The 17,635-nt window shown below is 70.5% G+C and carries 18 protein-coding genes; 6 read left to right on the forward strand and 12 right to left on the reverse strand.

Annotated elements, in window-relative coordinates; genetic code table 11:
* Window positions 1-143: 143 nt before the first annotated feature.
* The 3 genes from CCN72_RS01140 to CCN72_RS01150 all read right to left on the reverse strand — a co-directional run bounded on the left by CCN72_RS01140 (window position 144) and on the right by CCN72_RS01150 (window position 3,051).
* Window positions 144-794, reverse strand: a complete 651-nt coding sequence (locus CCN72_RS01140; protein ID WP_086805938.1) for a hypothetical protein — start codon at window positions 792-794, stop codon at window positions 144-146.
* Between the two features lie 174 nt (window positions 795-968).
* Window positions 969-2,375 (reverse strand): NAD(P)/FAD-dependent oxidoreductase, encoded by a 1,407-nt coding sequence (locus CCN72_RS01145; protein WP_208637887.1) that lies wholly within the window; start codon window positions 2,373-2,375, stop codon window positions 969-971.
* A gap of 10 nt (window positions 2,376-2,385) precedes the next feature.
* A complete protein-coding gene (locus CCN72_RS01150; RefSeq protein WP_172624969.1) occupies window positions 2,386-3,051 on the reverse strand; it encodes a rhomboid-like protein in 666 nt (221 codons plus the stop codon).
* A gap of 87 nt (window positions 3,052-3,138) precedes the next feature.
* Between CCN72_RS01150 and CCN72_RS01155 the strand changes: the two genes are divergently transcribed.
* Window positions 3,139-4,239 carry a right-handed parallel beta-helix repeat-containing protein gene (locus CCN72_RS01155; RefSeq protein ID WP_086805939.1) on the forward strand — a complete coding sequence of 367 codons (1,101 nt, stop codon included), beginning with the start codon at window positions 3,139-3,141 and terminating at the stop codon, window positions 4,237-4,239.
* Between the two features lie 73 nt (window positions 4,240-4,312).
* A complete protein-coding gene (locus tag CCN72_RS01160) occupies window positions 4,313-5,377 on the forward strand; it encodes a methyltransferase (RefSeq protein ID WP_086805940.1) in 1,065 nt (354 codons plus the stop codon).
* A gap of 87 nt (window positions 5,378-5,464) precedes the next feature.
* Here CCN72_RS01160 and CCN72_RS01165 read toward each other — a convergent pair whose 3' ends face one another.
* The 7 genes from CCN72_RS01165 to CCN72_RS01195 form a co-directional block, all read right to left on the reverse strand.
* Complete coding sequence (locus CCN72_RS01165; protein ID WP_086805941.1) at window positions 5,465-5,788, reverse strand: TcmI family type II polyketide cyclase; 324 nt, start codon at window positions 5,786-5,788, stop codon at window positions 5,465-5,467.
* A 30-nt stretch (window positions 5,789-5,818) separates the two neighbouring features.
* Window positions 5,819-6,298, reverse strand: coding sequence for an SRPBCC family protein (locus CCN72_RS01170; RefSeq protein ID WP_086805942.1), 480 nt, complete (start codon window positions 6,296-6,298; stop codon window positions 5,819-5,821).
* A gap of 1 nt (window position 6,299) precedes the next feature.
* Window positions 6,300-6,554 (reverse strand): acyl carrier protein, encoded by a 255-nt coding sequence (locus CCN72_RS01175; protein ID WP_046422178.1) that lies wholly within the window; start codon window positions 6,552-6,554, stop codon window positions 6,300-6,302.
* A gap of 19 nt (window positions 6,555-6,573) precedes the next feature.
* Window positions 6,574-7,818, reverse strand: coding sequence for a ketosynthase chain-length factor (locus CCN72_RS01180; protein ID WP_086805943.1), 1,245 nt, complete (start codon window positions 7,816-7,818; stop codon window positions 6,574-6,576).
* A 7-nt stretch (window positions 7,819-7,825) separates the two neighbouring features.
* Window positions 7,826-9,085, reverse strand: coding sequence for a beta-ketoacyl-[acyl-carrier-protein] synthase family protein (locus CCN72_RS01185; protein WP_085565362.1), 1,260 nt, complete (start codon window positions 9,083-9,085; stop codon window positions 7,826-7,828).
* Window positions 9,082-9,540 carry a cupin domain-containing protein gene (locus tag CCN72_RS01190; RefSeq protein ID WP_037653388.1) on the reverse strand — a complete coding sequence of 153 codons (459 nt, stop codon included), beginning with the start codon at window positions 9,538-9,540 and terminating at the stop codon, window positions 9,082-9,084. Before CCN72_RS01190 ends, CCN72_RS01185 begins: the two co-directional genes overlap by 4 nt.
* A 62-nt stretch (window positions 9,541-9,602) precedes the next feature.
* Entirely contained in the window at window positions 9,603-10,691 is a 1,089-nt protein-coding gene (locus tag CCN72_RS01195) for a SchA/CurD-like domain-containing protein (protein ID WP_085565363.1), read from the reverse strand.
* 210 nt (window positions 10,692-10,901) lie between these two features.
* Between CCN72_RS01195 and CCN72_RS01200 the strand changes: the two genes are divergently transcribed.
* Window positions 10,902-12,542, forward strand: a complete 1,641-nt coding sequence (locus CCN72_RS01200) for an FAD-dependent oxidoreductase (protein ID WP_086805945.1) — start codon at window positions 10,902-10,904, stop codon at window positions 12,540-12,542.
* Between the two features lie 83 nt (window positions 12,543-12,625).
* Here the strand turns inward: CCN72_RS01200 and CCN72_RS01205 are convergent, their stop codons facing one another.
* Window positions 12,626-13,465 (reverse strand): IPT/TIG domain-containing protein, encoded by an 840-nt coding sequence (locus CCN72_RS01205; RefSeq protein ID WP_086805946.1) that lies wholly within the window; start codon window positions 13,463-13,465, stop codon window positions 12,626-12,628.
* 440 nt (window positions 13,466-13,905) lie between these two features.
* Window positions 13,906-14,256 (reverse strand): ATP-binding protein, encoded by a 351-nt coding sequence (locus CCN72_RS01210; protein WP_107416618.1) that lies wholly within the window; start codon window positions 14,254-14,256, stop codon window positions 13,906-13,908.
* A 991-nt stretch (window positions 14,257-15,247) separates the two neighbouring features.
* On the opposite strand from CCN72_RS01210, the gene CCN72_RS01220 reads away from it, so the two are divergent.
* From CCN72_RS01220 to CCN72_RS01230, 3 genes are all read left to right on the forward strand, one after another.
* Window positions 15,248-15,655 (forward strand): hypothetical protein, encoded by a 408-nt coding sequence (locus CCN72_RS01220; RefSeq protein WP_086805947.1) that lies wholly within the window; start codon window positions 15,248-15,250, stop codon window positions 15,653-15,655.
* 298 nt (window positions 15,656-15,953) lie between these two features.
* Window positions 15,954-16,169 carry a DUF5988 family protein gene (locus tag CCN72_RS01225; RefSeq protein WP_086805948.1) on the forward strand — a complete coding sequence of 72 codons (216 nt, stop codon included), beginning with the start codon at window positions 15,954-15,956 and terminating at the stop codon, window positions 16,167-16,169.
* A gap of 63 nt (window positions 16,170-16,232) precedes the next feature.
* The gene (locus CCN72_RS01230) at window positions 16,233-17,549 is read left to right on the forward strand and encodes a beta-ketoacyl synthase N-terminal-like domain-containing protein (protein ID WP_086805949.1); all 1,317 of its coding nucleotides are present in this window, start codon (window positions 16,233-16,235) and stop codon (window positions 17,547-17,549) included.
* The last annotated feature ends 86 nt before the right edge of the window (window positions 17,550-17,635 follow it).

Below are 17,635 nucleotides of genomic sequence, written 5' to 3' on the forward strand. Positions count from 1 at the left end.
GGGCCTGATGGTGACCGCCCCCGCCCCGAAGCACGCCACCCCGGCCGGCAGTCAGGTACAGGAGTCAGTGGGCTGAGACGGGAACGCACCCCGCCGACGACGGCCGAGGCCTCGTCGAGGGGGCGCGCCCCGTTCCGCGTCCGTCAGTCGAGCGGGACGTCGAAGTTCTTCGCGGTGATGTTCGTGCCGTCGGAGGCCTTGGCCGCCAGGCGCTTGTAGCGCAGGACGAGCTTGTCCGCGTCCTTGGTGGGCGTGAAGACGACCCAGCCGGTCGAGGTCTTGCCGGTCTCGGCGTCCTTCAGCGGCGGGTAGCCGGCGGCCTTGATCTCGTCGTCCAGGATGGTGGTGCTCGCCTGGTCGATGCCGTTGGGCATGCCGGTGAGGTAGAAGGACGTGGCGCCGAAGCTGTCGTAGTACTTCGAGCTCGCGGTGACCGTGACGTCGACCAGGACGACCTTCTCGTCCGCCAGCGCCGAGAACTTGGCCTTCGACGCCGCCGACGGCTGGAAGTCCTTGATGTACTTGATGACGGTGGCCTTCTCGCCCATCACGTCGTCGTTGATCGTCTTGTTCACCGGCACCGCGGTACCGGTGGCCGCGCCCCCGTTCCCTGCGGCCGACTGCGAGGGCGACGCCGCCGGGGAGGAGCTGTCGGTGGCGGCGGACGCGGTCGGCGCGGGCGAGGACGCGGAGTCGGCGCCCGAGCCGGAATCGTCGTTGCACCCGGTGAGCAGCAGGGCGCACGCGGCCATCGCGGCGACGGCAGGAACGCTGGTGGCGACCCGTATACGCATGAAAAGAAAACCTCTCCCCGTAGAAGAAAAGCGGGCCCACCGCACGGTTGCCGTGGCAAAGCGGACTCGATCATTCATCTGGCTTGTTTGCAGCGGGGATCATACTTGCCGCCCCAGGTCGCGTTTTTGTCATGGTCCCGTTCCGCTTTGGTCAGAGGACCAACGCCCGGCGCCTCAGTGCCGTCCCGCCACCCGGTCCGCCGCCTTGGCCAGCCGCGAGGACTCCGTCGCCGGGTGGAGGCGTTCGCGGTGGTCGGCCGTGTGGTAGGTGGCGTACATGCCGTGGACGCCGAGCCAGCGGAAGGGCTCGGGCTCCCACTTGCGCACCTTGTGGCCGACCCAGGGCAGTTCGGTGAGCTCGGTGCGGCCCGCCTGTCCGGAGTCCTGCTGGACGAGGTCGCGCAGGGTGCGGGCGGCCAGGTTGGTGGTGGCGACGCCGGAGCCGACGTAACCGCCGGCCCAGCCGAGCCCGGTGGCGCGGTCGAGGGTGACGGTGGCGCACCAGTCGCGCGGCACCCCGAGGACGCCGGACCAGGCGTGGGTGACGGCGACCTGGGCCAGGGACGGGAAGAAGCGCACCAGGATGTCCCGCAGCGCCTCGACGGTCGCCCGCTGGGTGCGGCCGTCGTTGTCCGTGCGGGAGCCGAAGCGGTACGGCACCCCGCGCCCGCCCAGCGCGATCCGGCCGTCGGCGGTGCGCTGCGCGTACATATAGGCGTGCGCCATGTCGCCCAGCGTCTCCCGGCCCGCCCAGCCGATCGCCGCCCACTGCGCCTCGGTCAGCGGCTCGGTGGCGATCATCGAGGAGTTCATCGGCAGCCAGGTCCGCTTCTGGCCCTTGAGGGAGGCGGTGAAGCCCTCGGTGCAGCGCAGCACGTAGGGGGCGCGGACGGTGCCGTAGGGGGTGACGGCGTGCTTGGGACGGATCTCGGTCACCGGGGTCATCTCATGGATCACCACGCCCAGCGCCTCGACCGTCGCCGCCAGGCCCTTCACCAGCTTCACCGGGTTCAGCCGGGCGCCGTGCGGGGTCCAGGCGGAGCCGACGGCGTCCGCGACCCGGATCCGCTCGGCCGTCTCCCGGGCGCCGTACAGCTCCCGGTCCTTCTCGCCGTACGACAGCTCGTGCGCGTGGAACGCCCGCAGCCGGGCCAGCTGCGCGGGGGTCGTGGCCACCTCCAGGACGCCGCCCTTGTGCAGATCGGCGTCGATGCCCTCCGCCCCGGCGACCGCGATCACCTCGTCCACGGTGTCGTTCATCGCCTGCTGGAGGCGTACCGCGGCCTCCTTGCCGTGCAGCTTCGCGTAGCGGTCGCGGCCCGCGATGCCGTTGTACAGCCAGCCGCCGTTGCGGCCGGAGGCGCCGTATCCGCAGAACTTCTGCTCCAGGACGGTGATCCGCAGGAAGGGCGCTGCCTTCTTCAGGTAGTACGCGGTCCACAGGCCGGTGTACCCGCCGCCGACGATCACCACGTCCGCCGTGGCGTCCCCGGGCAGCGGTTCCCGTACCGCCGGGAGGCCGTCGTCCACGTACCAGAAGGAGATGCCACCGTTCACGACACTGCTCGCCGAGCTGCTCATGGCCGGGAACCTAACCCCTGAGCGCGGTCAGTGTCTCCTTCGGATTCCATGCTTTTCCGCGGCCTCTGGTCAGCGGATAGCAGGCCAGACCGATCAGCAGCGCAAGGAAATGTCCGATGTCGGTGAAGGTGGGCGCCTCGGTCAGAGGCAGCGCGAAGACGAGGGCGGCGACGGCGAGGTAGGCGTAGCGCCAGGGGGCCGCGATGCGGTAGGTGAGGACGCCGACGACCCCGGCCAGGGCGTAACTGACGCCGATGTCCAGGGTGTTGGCCGCCGAGTGCGGCGCGATGCCGTCCCGGATCGCCTTCAGCAGCAGGCCCTCGCTGACCAGGGACGCGAGCACATGGGCCGCCACGCACACCAGCAGCCAGCGGGCGGTGCCGAGCCAGCGTTCGGCCGGGGCGTGGAAGACGGTGTACAGGAACGCGTACGGCAGCCAGCGCCCGCCGTCGATCCACATCGCGCTGGTGACCAGCACCCGCAGCGGGGTGCGGGACAGCTCGTGGATGTTGGTGGACCTGCGGCGCAGGAAGTGCTGCTCGAACCCGGGCGACATGTGGTGCACCGCGACGGTGGTGACGAACAGGACCGCCAGCCAGACGTAGGTGCCCGGGGCGCTGCGGACGTAGCCCGCGACCGCCCCGAGTCCACGGCGGAGGGGGTTGACCCGGGTCACGTCGCCAGTATGCGTCCCCGCGCGCGGACACGCCGCCGATTGGCCTATACGCACATCTACGGATTATTCGGTCATAACGTACCCAGTATGAAGAGATGTCACATGGCTTATGCCGCGAGTGCCGTCGCGGCACTCGTCGGTTCGGGAATCGGTCTGGGCGCCTCCCCCGCGGCCGCCCTCCATCAGACCCTCGTGGTCCACCAGGGTGAATCGATCCAGCAGGCCGTGAACAGCGCGCAGCCCGGCGACACCGTGCTCGTGCTCCCCGGCGTCTACAAGGAGAGCGTCACCATCGGCACGCCCCGCATCACCCTGCGCGGGACCGGCGCGAACACGGTGATCGAGCCCGCCACGAAGACGACGGGCGCGGCCCCCGGCAAGAACACCAAGGCGACCAAGAGCTGCGCCGAGGGCGGCAACGGCATCTGTGTGATCGGCACCAAGACGACGAACGTCGAGGGCGTCACCGTCGCCGATCTGAAGGTGACCGGCTTCAGCCGCGCCGGGGTGTTCGGCATGGCGACCGACACCATGACCGTACGGGGCGTCCAGGCCGTGCAGAACGCCGTGTGGGGCATCGCCCAGGAGCGCTCCGTGCACGGGCACATCATGGACAACTACGCGCAGGGCAACGGCGACGCGGGTGTCTTCCTCGCCAACACCATCACCGAGGAAGCCGGCGCCCTCGACACCCGGCGGACGGTGATCGACCACAACCGGCTGGAGGGCAACCGCATCGGTGTCACCGTGCGGCGGCTGCGCAACCTCTCGGTGGCCGAGAACTACATCGCGGGCAACTGCGCCGGTGTGTTCGTCGTCGGCGACGAGAACAAGCCCAAGGCCGGTGACCTGGAGGTCGCCTTCAACGACGTCACCGAGAACAACAAGTCCTGCCCCAAGACCGACCGGCTGCCCGCCATCCAGGGCTCCGGCATCGTGCTGACCGGCGTCGAGAAGACCGTGGTGGACGGCAACCGGGTCACCAACAACTCGGGCGACTCCCCGCTGTCCGGCGGCATCGTGCTGTTCAAGAGCTTCGTGGGCGTCACCAACGACCAGAACCGCGTCACCGGCAACGCGCTGGCCGGCAACGGACCCGCGGACCTGGTCGACACCGAGACCAAGGGCATCGGCAACACCTTCGACCACAACGCCTGCCGGGCCTCCAAGCCCGCCGGCCTGTGCTGACCGCCCGACCACCGCTCCGACCGACCACCCACCCGCTGGACCGACGCACGCCGAGAACGAAGGAAGGCGGCAGATGACCACCGCTGAGACGGCACCGCCGAACCGGGCCACCGCCCAGGCCCCGACCGCCCCGCCCCCGCCGATGCGGCTGCGCGAACTCGTCTTCGGGGCGGCCCTGTCCGCCGCCGTACGGGCCGCCGCCCGCCTCGGTGTGCCGGACGCCCTCGGGGACACCCCGCAGAGCGCCGAGGCCCTCGCGGCCAAGGTGCACACCGAACCCAAGCCGCTGCGCCGCATGCTGCGGGCCCTGGCCTGCTACGGCGTCTTCGCCGAGCGGCCCGACGGCACCTTCGCGCACACCGACATGTCCCGGCTGCTGCGCGAGGACGACCCGAACAGCCTGCGCGCCATCGCGCTGTGGTGCACCGAGCCCTGGACCTGGGCCGCCTGGCCCAAGCTGGACGAGGCGGTGCGCAGCGGCCGCAACGTGGTGGAGGGCCTGTTCGGCAAGGAGTTCTTCACCTATCTGAACGAGGACGCGCCCGAGTCGGCGGACGTCTTCAACCAGGCGATGACCCGCTCCAGCGAGCAGTCGGCGCGGGAGGTCGCGGCCCTGCTCGACCTGTCGGGCTCCGCGTCCGTCGCCGACCTCGGCGGCGGCCAGGGCCATGTGGTGGCCTGCCTGCTGGACAAGTACCCGCAGATGCACGGCAGTCTGCTGGACCTGCCCCGGGTGGTGGAGAACGCGCTGCCGAGGCTGCGCGAGGGCGGCGACCTGGCCGGCCGCGCGCAGATCGTGCCGGGCGACGTCCGCGAGGCGATCCCGGTCAAGGCCGACGTCTACATCATCAAGAACATCCTGGAGTGGGACGACGAGAGCACGGCCCGGCTGCTGCACAACGTCGTCCAGGCGGGCGGTCCCGGCACCCGGGTGATCGTCATCGAGAACCTGGTCGACGACACCCCGTCGATGCGCTTCAGCACCGCGATGGACCTGCTGCTGCTCCTCAACGTCGGCGGCGCCAAGCACACCACCGACAGCATGGTGAGCCGGCTCACCGCGGCGGGGCTCGCCGTGGACACCGTCCGGCCGGTGAACCCGTACCTGCACGCGTTCGAGTGCCGGGTGGGCGCCTGACCGGCGACGCCGTACGAGAACGCCGGTCGCCGGGCCCGCTGCACCACGGGCCCGGCGACCGGCTTTCCTGTGCCGCGAACGCGCGTATCAGGAGCGCTCCCAGAGGTAGAAGCGACGCGCCATCGCGTCCTTGGGGGAGCGCCAGGTCTCCGGGTCGTACGCGCTGACGTATGCCGTCAGCCGTTCGCTGACGCCCCGGAACTCGGGGTGTTCGGTGACCTTGGCGATGGCCGGGCCCGGTTCGCGCTCGGACTCGATGAGGTGCATGTACACATCGCCGAACTGGAAGAGGCTGCGCCGGGTGACGCCCACGAGGTGGGGCAGCTCCCCCCGGTCGGACTCCTCGAAGATCTTCGCGATGTCGGGGGCCGAGCCCGGGGCCATCCGGGCGACGATCAGGGCCTGGTGCACGGTGGTGCCTCCCTTCCGGTGCGGTGGCGCTCAGTCGGCGAGCGCCGGGGCGGGCCGGTGTCCGGCTGCGGCCTTCTCGATCTTGTCGCGGATCAGGGCCATCTGGACCTTGGAGTTCTTGTTGATGTTGTCGGTCATCCAGTCGTCGTCGACCGGGGCCTCCGGCTTCATCGCGAAGTCCTGCGTCCACACCATGCGGGTGCCGGCCGGGACCTCCTCGTAGGCCCAGTGGATGTCCATGTGGGCGAACGGACCGGTCTCCACCCGGCGCGCCCTGACGGTGCGGGTGGCGCGGTCGGGCTCGCGCTCGGAGACCCAGCTCCAGACGGTGCCGTTCTCGTCCGGGTGCATGGTGAGCCGGAAGGTGGTCTTCTCGCCCTCGCGCTTGAGCACCTCGACGGCCGCGTACTCGCTGAAGAGCTGGGGCCAGCGCTCCAGGTCGTTGGTCATGTCCCAGACCAGGTCGAGCGGGGCCGCGACGGTGATCTCGTTCTGGGTGTGTCCTGCCATGTCAGGCTCCTGCCATCAGCGTGTTGTTGACGAGGTTGAGGAACTGCTGAGGGGTCTTGCAGCGCTCGGCGTCCACCGGCATCGGGGTGCCGTGCTCGTTCTCCAGCTCGCCGACGATGCCGAGCAGGCCGAGCGAGTCGACGCCGAGGACGTCGAAGCCGGTGTCCGGCTTGTCGTTGAGCTGCTGGGGGCTGACGGTGACCCCGGCCGCCTTCTTCATGAGGGCTGCGAGTTCTTCGACGGTGATCTTGGACATTGCTCTCCTCCTTTGCTGTTCACCGCGCGCTGGGGTGCCGCAGCACCAGCGCCGAGTTCGACCCCATGAGGCCCCGGCTGAGGACCAGCGCGGTGCGCGGTTCGGCGACCCGGGCGCGGCCGGTGACGAGGTCGAGGTCGTGGCAGACGTCGTGGACGTTCGGGGTCGGCGGGATCAGTCCGTGCTCCATCGCGAGCACGGCCGCCGCGGTGTCCAGCACGGGGGCCGCGCAGTAGCCGCGCCCCGTGCCGGTCTTGGGCGCGGTGACCGGCACCCGGGTGCCATGGGCACCGAGGGCGTCGGCGATGGCCAGCGCCTCGGCCCGGTCGGCCGCCGGCACCCCGAGGGCGTCGGCGAAGACGACGTCGACCTCCTCGGGCGCGCACGCGGCCTCGGCCAGCGCCTGCCGGATGGCCTGGGCGAGACCCGCGCGGGACTCCGCCCAGCGGGAGGCGCCGGTGAAGGTCGCCGCGTGCCCGGCGACGAAGGCCCGGATGTCCGCGCCGCGCGCACGGGCGGCGCCGGCGGCCTCCACCACGAGCATCGCGCCGCCCTCGGCGGGCACGAACCCGCACGCGTCCTTCGTGAACGGCCGGTAGGCGCGCCCCGGTTCGCTCTCGCGGCTCAGCTCCTCGTAGCCGAGCTGGCAGACCACCGAGTACGGCGCGAGCGGCGCCTCGGTGGAGCCGGCCACGATCGCGTCGGTGCCGCGCCGCACCGCCCGGGCCGCGTGCGCGAGGGCGTCCAGACCGCCGGCCTCGTCGGAGGCGACGACCGAGCAGGGGCCCTTGAAGCCGCGCCGGATGGAGACCTGGCCGGTGCTCGCGGCGTAGAACCAGGCGATGGACTGGTACGGCCCCACGAACCGGCTGCCCTTGCCCCACAGCCGCTGGAGCTCGCGCTGGCCGAACTCGCCGCCGCCGGAGCCCGCGGCGGTGACCACGCCGATGGAGTACGGCGACTGGTCGGTGTCGGCCTGGCCGAGCCGGGCGTCGGTGAGCGCGAAGTCGGCCGCGGCCATGGCGTAGTGGGTGAAGCGGTCGGTCTGGACGAGGAACCGCTCCTCGATGGTGTCCGCCGCGTCGAAGGCGCGGACCTCGCCGGCCACCTTCAGCGGCAGGCGCTCACACCCCTCGCGGGTCACCCGGTCCAGGACGCTGAGTCCCTCGTGGGTGGCCTTCCAGAAGGTGTCGGTGCTGATGCCGTTGGGCGCGACCACGCCGATGCCGGTGACGGCCGCGCGCCGGTCCTGGGGTTCGCTCATCTCGTCCTCACTCCCTCGGCCGGGTCAGGATCACCGCGGACTGGAAGCCGCCGAACCCGCTGCCCACGGAGAGCACGCTGGTCAGCTTCCGCTCGCGGGCGGTACGCGGCACGTAGTCGAGGTCGCACTCGGGGTCGGGGGTCTCGTAGTTCGCGGTCGGCGGTACGGCCTGCTCGGCCAGGGCCAGCACGCAGGCGACCAGTTCGATGGCGCCGATCGCCCCGAGGGAGTGGCCCACCATGGATTTGATGGAGCTCATCGGGGTGTCGTAGGCGTGCTGCCCGAGCGCCCGCTTGACGGCCGCCGTCTCATGACGGTCGTTCTGCCGGGTGCCTGAGCCGTGCGCGTTGACGTAGTCGATCGCCGTGGGGTCGAGCCGGGCCTGGTCGAGGGCGGACGAGATGGCCCGCGCCATCTCCAGGCCCTCCTTGGTCAGACCGGTCATGTGGTAGGCGTTGCCGAAGGTCGCGTAGCCGCCGAACTCGCAGTAGACGTGCGCGCCGCGGGCCCGTGCGTGCTCCAGCTCCTCCAGCACGAGCACCGCGCCGCCCTCCCCCATGACGAAGCCGTCACGGTTGTTGTCGAAGGGCTTGGAGGCGTGCGCGGGGTCGTCGTTGTTCGGTGACGTGGCCTTGATCGCGTCGAAGCACGCCATGGTGATGGGGGATATGGGCGAGTCCGACGCACCGGCTATGCAGATGTCGGCCCGGCCCTCCTGGACGGTGTGGAAGGCGTATCCGACGGCGTCCAGGCCCGAGGTGCAGCCGGTGGAGACGGTCTGCACCGGACCCTGGGCACCGAATCGTTCCGCCACGGCGGAGGCCGCGGTGCTCGGGGAGAACGCCCGGTGCAGCTGGGGCCGCGCCCGCTCGTGGTCCACGTCCCAGCGCTCGCCGCCATGGCTGACCAGCACGTAGTCGTTCTCCAGCCGGGTGGTGCCGCCGACCGCGGTGCCCACCGACACCGCGATCCGCCAGGGGTCCTCCCGCGCCAGGTCGAGCCCGGAGTCGCGGACCGCCTCGTCGCCCGCGACCAGCGCGAACTGGATGTAGCGGTCCGCCCGTTCCACCTGCTCGGCGTCCAGGCCGTGCGCCGCCGGGTCGAAGTCGCACTCGGCGGCGATCCGCGAGCGCAGCTGGGAGGGGTCGAAGAAGGTGATGCCCCGCGTCGCGGTCCGGCCGTGCGCGAGCAGATCCCAGAACGCGGGGGTGCCGATGCCGCCCGGGGCGACGATGCCTATGCCGGTGACCGCCACGCGCCGGGTCATGACCTGACTCCTCCGCCGTCGGCGCCCGCCCCGGCCGGCTCGGTCAGCACCGCGGCCGCGCCGATCACCGACGTCTCCTCGGTGTCGACGTGCCCGAGCTGCGGGCGGGGCGCCAGCGGGCCGAGGTGGAAGACCATCCGGGCCTCCACCTTGCCGACGTTGCGGAACCGGTGGCGCATGTCGATGGGGATCATCAGGCCCTGCTCCGGGCGCAGTACGTGCGGCTCGCCGTCCAGGTCGACCTCCAGCTCACCGCAGACGACGTAGACGAACTCCTCGGAGTAGGGGTGGTAGTGCTCACCGATGCGGTCGCCGGGCTGCACGATGGCCACACCCATGAAGCCGCTGGTGGAACCGACCGTGGCCGGGGTGAGCATGGCGCGCAGATCACCGCCGCGCCGGGTGTTGGGCTCGGTCTCGCTGAGATCCACGATTCTCGGACGGGGTTTGATCACGACGTTCCTCCGGTGGATGTGATCGGGCTTCTGGGTGTGGCTCCCGGGAGCGGACGGGCCGCTCAGACCTCCGGCGAGCGGCGGTCGGTGACCAGCTCCATACGGGCGGTCTCGCCGGCCAGCAGCTCGCGCAGCTCGGCGGCCAGCGCGGGGTCCCGGGGCAGCGGGTCCACGTCCGCGCCCTCGGCGGCGAGGTCCACCAGCCGCACCACGACGTCCTCGCGCTCGAAGACCGTGCTGCGCAGCACCTGGCTCGACGGGTCGTCGGTGGCCGCCGAGTCCGCCTTGGCGAGCAGCTCCGCGAGCTTCATCCCGCGGCCCGCCTTGGCCGGGTAGTACAGGGCCCGCCGGGTGCCCTCGGGCCGGTCGTCCGCCATCACGTGGTGCACGGCGGGCAGCGCCGCCCGGGTGAAGAACAGCCGGGCCGACTCCTGGTCGTTCAGGTCCCGGTCCTGCTCCAGATAGGGGTTGATGGCCTCCTCCACGGCCCGCACCTCGGGCGAGCGCGAGACATGGCGCAGGGCGGCCAGCAGATCGCCGCGCACCTCGATGGCGCGCACCACCCGGTTGCCGTGCATGAACAGCGAGGTGCGCAGAAGCCGCGTGGAGTCGTCCACCCGCGGCTCGGGCGCCGCGTAGTCCCCGAGCAGCTTGGCCACCTTGTCCTCGGTGCCCGGCTTCACGGTGAAGGTCAGCGCGTGCCGGATCACTCCGTCACCGATGCGCACCTCCGTCTGGAGGCGGCCCCGGGCGGGCGCGTCGGTCTCGTAGGCGCGGCCCGTCTCGCGGACGATGTGGAAGCGCAGCGAGCGGGTGTTGCGCACGCAGGAGTGCAGCGGCTCCACCATCCGCACGTGCTCCTCGCTGTTCACCCAGGTGAGGAACGGCGGGGCGCTCTCCCACTCGCTGGTGATGAGCCATTGGGATGGATTCTCGATGGACTGGCAGAGTTGGTCGCTGACATGGCCGGGAACCGACGCAACCTGGTTGCAGAGCTGCTCGTACGCCTCCAGGAACTGCTGCTGCGCGCCGTCGAAGACGTCGACCAGCAGAACGACCCGGAGCCGCGAGCCGTCGAACACGGACTGGGAGACACGCTTCGACGCGTCGCGCGCCGGTGCTTCTGACAGACGTTCAGAGGTGGTGGTCATGGTGCGGACATCTCCTTGGCGGGGGATCTCGGGTGCGCCGGTCACCGCCGTGACGCGACGTCAGCGCTTCTTGATCCTGTGCCGCTGGCCGTAAGCCCGCGACTCGTAGGAACCACGTGGGTGATCCCGCGCGCAAATGGCCCCAACAACGGTGATACCGGGCATGAGACTCACAGGCGCCTTGTACGCACCCCTGCATCTGGAGGCTCGATGCATCACACAGCCGACCACCGGGTTCCCGTCCTCATCGTGGGCGGCTCACTGGTGGGCCTGTCCACGTCCCTGTTCCTCGGCCGCCTCGGCGTGCGCCACATGCTGGTGGAACGGCACTCCGGGACCTCGCACCACCCACGCGGACGCGGCAACAACGTCCGCACGATGGAACTCTTCCGGGTGGCCGGCATCGAGCCGGACATCAAGGCGGCGGCCTCCCTGCTCGCCGACAACCACGGCATCCTGCAGACCCCGACCCTGGTCGGCGAGGCCGGCGAGTGGCTGTTCAAGGAGATCGACCCCGGCGGGGGCCTGCGGAAGTTCAGCCCCACCGCCTGGAACCTGTGCAGCCAGAACGACCTCGAACCCGTCCTCGTGGACGGCGCCCGCGAACTCGGCGGCGACCTGCGCTACCACCATGAGATGGAGTCCTTCGAACAGGACGCCGACGGGGTGACCGCGATCGTCCGCGACCGCTCCACCGACGAGCGCTACACCGTCCGGGCCGACTACCTCGTCGCCGCCGACGGCCCCCGCAGCCCCGTCCGCCGTGCCCTCGGCATCGGCCAGAGCGGCCCCGGCGAGCTGTTCGCCAACGTCAGCGTCACCTTCCGCTCCACCCGCCTGGCCGACGTGGTCGGCGACCGCCGCTTCATCTGCTGCTACCTCACCCACCCCGACGCCGACGGCGCCCTGCTCCCCGTCGACAACAAGGAGCGCTGGGTCTTCCACGCCCCCTGGCACCCCGAACTCGGCGAATCCCTGGACGAGTTCACCGAGGAACGCCTCCAGCAGCACATCGCCCGCGCGGTCGGCGTACCCGACCTCGATGTGAGGATCACCGGAATGGCGTCCTGGCGCGCCGCCGAACGGGTCGCCGACTCCTACGCGCAGGGCCGGGTCTTCCTCGCCGGCGACTCCGCCCACGAGATGTCCCCCACCGGCGCGTTCGGCTCCAACACCGGTATCCAGGACGCCCACAACCTCGCCTGGAAGCTCGCCGCCGTCCTCGACGGCTGGGCCGGGCCCGCGCTCCTCGACAGCTACGGTGCCGAGCGCCGTCCGGTCGCCGTCGCCACCAGCGCCCGTGCCTCCGCCCGCTCCGTCGAGCACAGCCACCCCGGCTTCGCCCCGGCCCCCGGCGTCGGCGGCGCCAAGCGCGGCGGCATCCTCAACGTCGTCCTCGGCTACCACTACCCCGAGGGCGCCGCTGTCGGCACCGACCCCGAGGCGCCGATCGTCCCCGACGCGCTCTCCCTCACCGGCCGCCCCGGCACCCGCGCCCCGCACCTGTGGCTGCGCCAGGCCGCCCGCCGGCTGTCCACCCTCGACCTCTACGAGCGCTCCATGGTGCTGCTCACCGACGCCCCGGACGACGCGGGCTGGTACGACGCCGCCCGGCGCGTCGCCGCTCTGGACGGGGTACGGCTGGACGCCTACCGGATCGGCCCCGGCGGCGACGCCGACCTGATGTACGACACCGAGGGCGACGACTGGGCGGAGCTGCACGGCGTCGGTGCCGACGGCGCGGTCCTGGTCCGCCCCGACGGCTTCGTCGCCTGGCGCGCCCAGGGCGCCTCGCCCGACCCCCAGACCGCTCTCCGGGACGCCCTGAAGGCCGTACTGCACAGGGGCTGACCCGCACGGACGACGACAGACCGCGTCCCCGGCCGGGGAGAGTCGGCCGGGGACGCGGGGCTGGTGTCACACGGGGAGGCGGATCACACGTAGGTGTAGCCGCCCGCGACGGTGGCGGTGCCACCGGGCGTCGTGACCACCACGGGCGCGTTGCCCGCGGTACCGGCCGGGGTGACGCCGGTGACGATGGTGCCGGTCGGGTCCACCACGACACCGGTCGCGGCCACCCCGTTGAAGGTCACCGAGGCACCCGTGAGGTTGCTGCCCACGAGGACGAACGGCGTACCGCCGGCGGCCGGGCCGGTGGCCGGCACGAGCGAGAGGGCGACCGGCGGGGCCGGCGCGACATAGGTGTAGCCGCCCGCGACGGTGGCGCTGCCGCTGGGCGTCGTGACCACCACGGGCACATTGCCCGCGGTACCGGCCGGGGTGACACCGGTGACGACGGTCCCGGTCGGATCCACCACGACACCGGTCGCGGCCACCCCGTTGAACGTCACCGAGGCACCCGTGAGGTTGGCGCCGACGATGGTGAACGGCGTACCGCCGGTGGTCGGGCCGCTCGTCGGGATCAGGGAGAGCACGACCGGCCCGGCGGGCGCCAGGTAGGTGTACATGGCCGGGGCGCTCGTACCGCCCGCGTTGGTGACGACGACCGGCACGGTGCCCGCGGCGTGGGCCGGGGCCGTGGCGATGATGAGCAGGCCGATCGGGTCCTGGAACAGGATGCTCGCGGGGGTTCCGCCGAACGTCACCGAGGACGCGTTGGCCAGCCCGGACCCCACGATGAGGACCAGGTTGCCGCCACTGGCGGGGCCGAAGCTCGGTACGAGGGCCCCGATGGTCGGGGTGCTCGGCGGGAAGGGGAACGGGAAGGGGAAGCCGGCGGGAAGGCCGGGAATCTGCACAACAGGCGTGGACATGGAGGTTTCTCCTCATCAAAGTGACTGGAGCTCACCCGGGAACGGGACGCTCGCCGACGGCGGCGCCTTGTGCCGGGCGTCCGGGAACGGGGAAACCGTGATGTCCGTACAGCGGCTCGAACAGCGGCGGACATCTCGCACGACGACTCCCGGGACGTGGCACGGGGCCGTCCGCCGGCAGTGCCGTCACATCGCGGCACCGACGGATCCGGTTCCTTCACGGGGGTGTCGCCCACAAGGGACGGCAGGCTGTGAACGCCCCGCCGTCCGCGGTGTCGTCCGCACGAAGTCGTGCGCGAAACCGCAGGCCGCTTGCCCCGGGAAGGGATGGGCGGCCCACCGTTTGGGTGTATCCAGTACCGCATAAGGCTGTATTGCGTATCAACGGGGCCGACGTCGATTCACCCGTCTGCCGTAGTGGGTCCTGAACCGGGCCTGCCTCACGCCAGGTTGACGGTGGCCCACATCGTCCGGGTGCCGTCCGCCCCTCTGCGGGTGCCGAGCACTCCGGCGTAACTGGCGATGATTTCCAGGCCCCGGCCGAATCCGGAGGTGTTGTGCCAGTGCTTGCCGGCGGACTGCGTGCCCTGGTCGCGCACCTGGATCCGCAGATGGTCCTTGTTCCTGCGCAGGCTCATGGTGATCACCGCGCTGCCGGTGTGCACGATGGCGTTCGTGGCCAGCTCGGTGCTGATCAGCAGGACCGTGTCGCAGATGTCCTCGTCCGTGAAGCGCTGCTGGGCGAGCCAGGACCGCGTCAGGCTCCGGCAGATCGGGACGGCGCGGTCCATGGCCGGGAGACTGAAGGTGGCGGTGCGGGACCGGGGCCATAAGGTGGCCAGCGCCCGTGCGACCGGGGTGTCGGGCCATCGGTCGATCTCTTGGGGGGACAGCGTGACACGCGCGCATACACGTGGGGTCGCGGACATGACTCTCCTGGTGCTCGTGAAGGGGCACCGCGGAGGGAAGGCCACCACCGGCGGCCGCCCTCTCTTGGGCGAGAGACGGCGAGGCCGCCGCACCTTCCCGGAGCGGCGGCCGGAAGTCAGGCGTCAGCCGGCACCGACACCGGCGCCGGCTGACGATCCAACTTCTCTCTGGGGGTGCCCATCGTGGCAGCCCCCTCCTTCGGGGTCCGCGATGAAGACGACGGTCCCCTGGGGGTTGGGCAGCCACTCCCCCGGAGAGGACGGGCAGCCCACCGTTGGATGTATCCGTTATCGCCGAGCTGTCATGTGGCGGGCAACAGCTGACTGCGGACTAGCACCCGGATGGCCTACTCCGGTGTGATTGGAAATTCGTTCCTGCATATATGGGACAGACTTCAACCAGCAAGCCGCGATGCGCCGGCCCGTCGCCGACGATAAAGAAAGTAAAGTCTTCAGAGAAGTTGATTCCCGGGTCCGCCGCAGAGTCGATCACCGCGGGCTCCCGCGAAAGCACAATTTCCGGCCCAGGAGGTACATTTCGGGCCGGACCAACCGTTCGGTCGATCTTTTGTCGGCGCGCCTGCATTACTGCGTTCGAGTGATACCGTGCGACCACCCTTGAGATGCCGCTCGCGACCGTTGCTCCATTGGATTTACGAACCGGCGGGCCGCCCATCCCTTTCCGGGGACGTGACTGCTACCCGTTCCGGTCGTCACTCCAGGCGCACAAGTTGCGCGGCGGCCAAGGTGATTGTCATTCCCAAAGCAGGCCGTCCTTCGGAAAGACACGGGACCGCTCCCGTCGACTTCGTCGCCAATGAGCGCATGTGTCATCTCTCCAAGGAGTGCCAGCATGTTCCGTTCTCGTATTACCGCCGCCGCCGTCACCGCCGTCATGGCCGCCGGCACCATCGTGGGTGTCGCCCCCGTGGTGCTGGCGACCCCCGCGGCCGCCGCCGCCTCGCCCTGTGTCAACGACCTGACGACCGCGCAGACGTCCAACAACGCCGCCATCGCCGCCGACCAGGCCAACGACACCCAGACCGCACGTACCCAGAACCTGTCCACCGCCGTCTCGCTCGTCGCCGCGCTGGGCGACTGCCTCACGCAGCCGCAGGTGGTGGAGGCCAACATCCTCACGGCTTCCGCGTCCAACGCCACCGCCGTCGTCTACAACCTGCTCGGGGCGTCCAGCTCCGCCCTCAGCTCCGAGCAGGCGACCGCTTCCGCGATCACCCAGGCACTGGCCAACGCGACCTGACCGCCGCCCGAACCGGGGGGCCGGTGACAGGGCCCCCCACCCACCCGGCGTGAGCCGGGGAGCCGCCGCCGGACCGCCACGTCTTCGGTCCGGCGGCCGGCCCATCGATCGCATGACGAGGTCATCATGCTGCGTTCCGCCTTTTTCCGTTCCCTGTGCCGGGTCGGCCATCTGGCTTCCCGATGCATGTTTCCGGTCTTTTCTCGCATGCCGACCCTGACCGAGAGCGCGAACTCGTCCCGCAGACACTCGTGCAGGCGCATGTGCACACGCAGGTGAACCACCACCGGAGGTGGCCATGCCGAACACCACTCGGGTGTTGCTTTCCGGGGGCCCCGACTGGATCTCCATTCCCGCCGTATGGGAAGTCCGGTCCCTGGAAATGGATCCGAAAGTGAAAATCCTCTGCGGGAACGCCTATGAACACTTCGAGTTCTCCGGCGCCTACTCCATGCACAACGGCCACCGATTGCCCGTGTACCACTGGTGCCGCCGCACTTATGTGGCCGAATAAATCGTCCCATGTTTCTGGAAGGAAAAGCGCCATGTCCAAAGAACTACAGTCAAAGGGTGACTCATGAGGCGGCGGACCGGTGGACGGGGCCGTGATGCCGTGGTCACCGGAATCGGTCTGTGCCTCCCGGGCACCGGGTCACCGGTGTTCACCGCGGACGACCTCTGGCAGGTCGCCTCCACCGGCACTTCCTGCCTCATCAACAACGGCGTCTACTACGGCGGCGTGAACCTGCCCAAGCAGACGTTCGAGGAGCACATTCCAGACATTCCCGAATTCTTCTCACGGCACTACACGGACGCCCACCGCTTCGGCCTGATGTCCCTGGCCCAGGCGGGCGCGGATGCCGGCCTGGACGTCCAGCGCGATCTCCAGGAGGCGGCCGTCCTGGTGGGCCGCGGTGGAGTGGACGCCAACATCGACAGCTATCTCGCGGTCATGCAGGCCGATCCCGCGACCTACCCGGTCGCGGAGGCACTGGAGTTGTTCGTCGCGGCGGAGCAGTCCGTCACCCCCTCGGACGTCGCGTTGGTCCAGGGCGGGCTCACCCGGTCGAAGGGCGCCAACTTCACCGTGTCGTGCGGCTGCGCGTCCTCCGCCCTGCAGATCGGCAACGCCCAGCGCATGATCGCCCAGGGCGAGGCCGACATCGCCGTGGTGACCGGGGTCGACGTCTTCAGCGTCACGCTCATCCGCAACATCCAGCGCCTGCTGACCGGAGCCCAACAGGCCTACGACGCCATGCGATCCGAGGACATGCCCAGCCTGCTGCCCTCGTTCGACGCCCTGATGCGTCCGTACGACCGGCGGGCCGACTGCATCAACCACGGAGAGGGCTCCGCGACCCTCGTCATCGAGAGCCGCGAACACGCCTTCGCGCGCGGCGCCCGGCTGTACGGCCAGGTCCTGTCGCAGACCACCACACGTGACGGTCTCTCCAACCCGCTGGCCTGCGAGGAGAGCGGGAAGGCGCTGGTGTCCGCGGTGCGCAGGTGCCTCGGGGACACCTGGGAGATCTCCGATGTGCCCTACGTCCACGGCGGCAGTGACGGCAATGTCGTGGTGACGACGTTCGAGGCGAACGCGATCCGGGAGCTGTACGGCCCCGCGGCCCGCGATCTCCTCATGACCTCGCAGGAAGGTTGCTTCGGCCACAACGGCGCCCCGGCCGGCTGTCTGGGAGTGGCCCTCACCCTCCTGATGATGAACCACGGCCAGGTGTGCCCCACCGCCAACTGCGAGGAGCCGGCGGACGGCCTGACCTTCGACCCGGTTCCGGGAACGACGCCCCGCGCCCTCGACTTCGACTACGCCCTCAGCTTCAACTACCAGGTCGGAGGCGTGAAGAGCGCGATCCTCCTCGGCAGCCCGGACGTCTGAGCCCCTCCCGGACACCATGCCGTCCCGGTGCGCCGGGTCCACCTAGCGCGCGGCAGTCACGCCGTACTGCCGCGTTCTTCTCGAAC

It is taken from the genome of Streptomyces murinus (assembly GCF_002154555.1).
Lineage (GTDB): Bacteria > Actinomycetota > Actinomycetes > Streptomycetales > Streptomycetaceae > Streptomyces > Streptomyces murinus.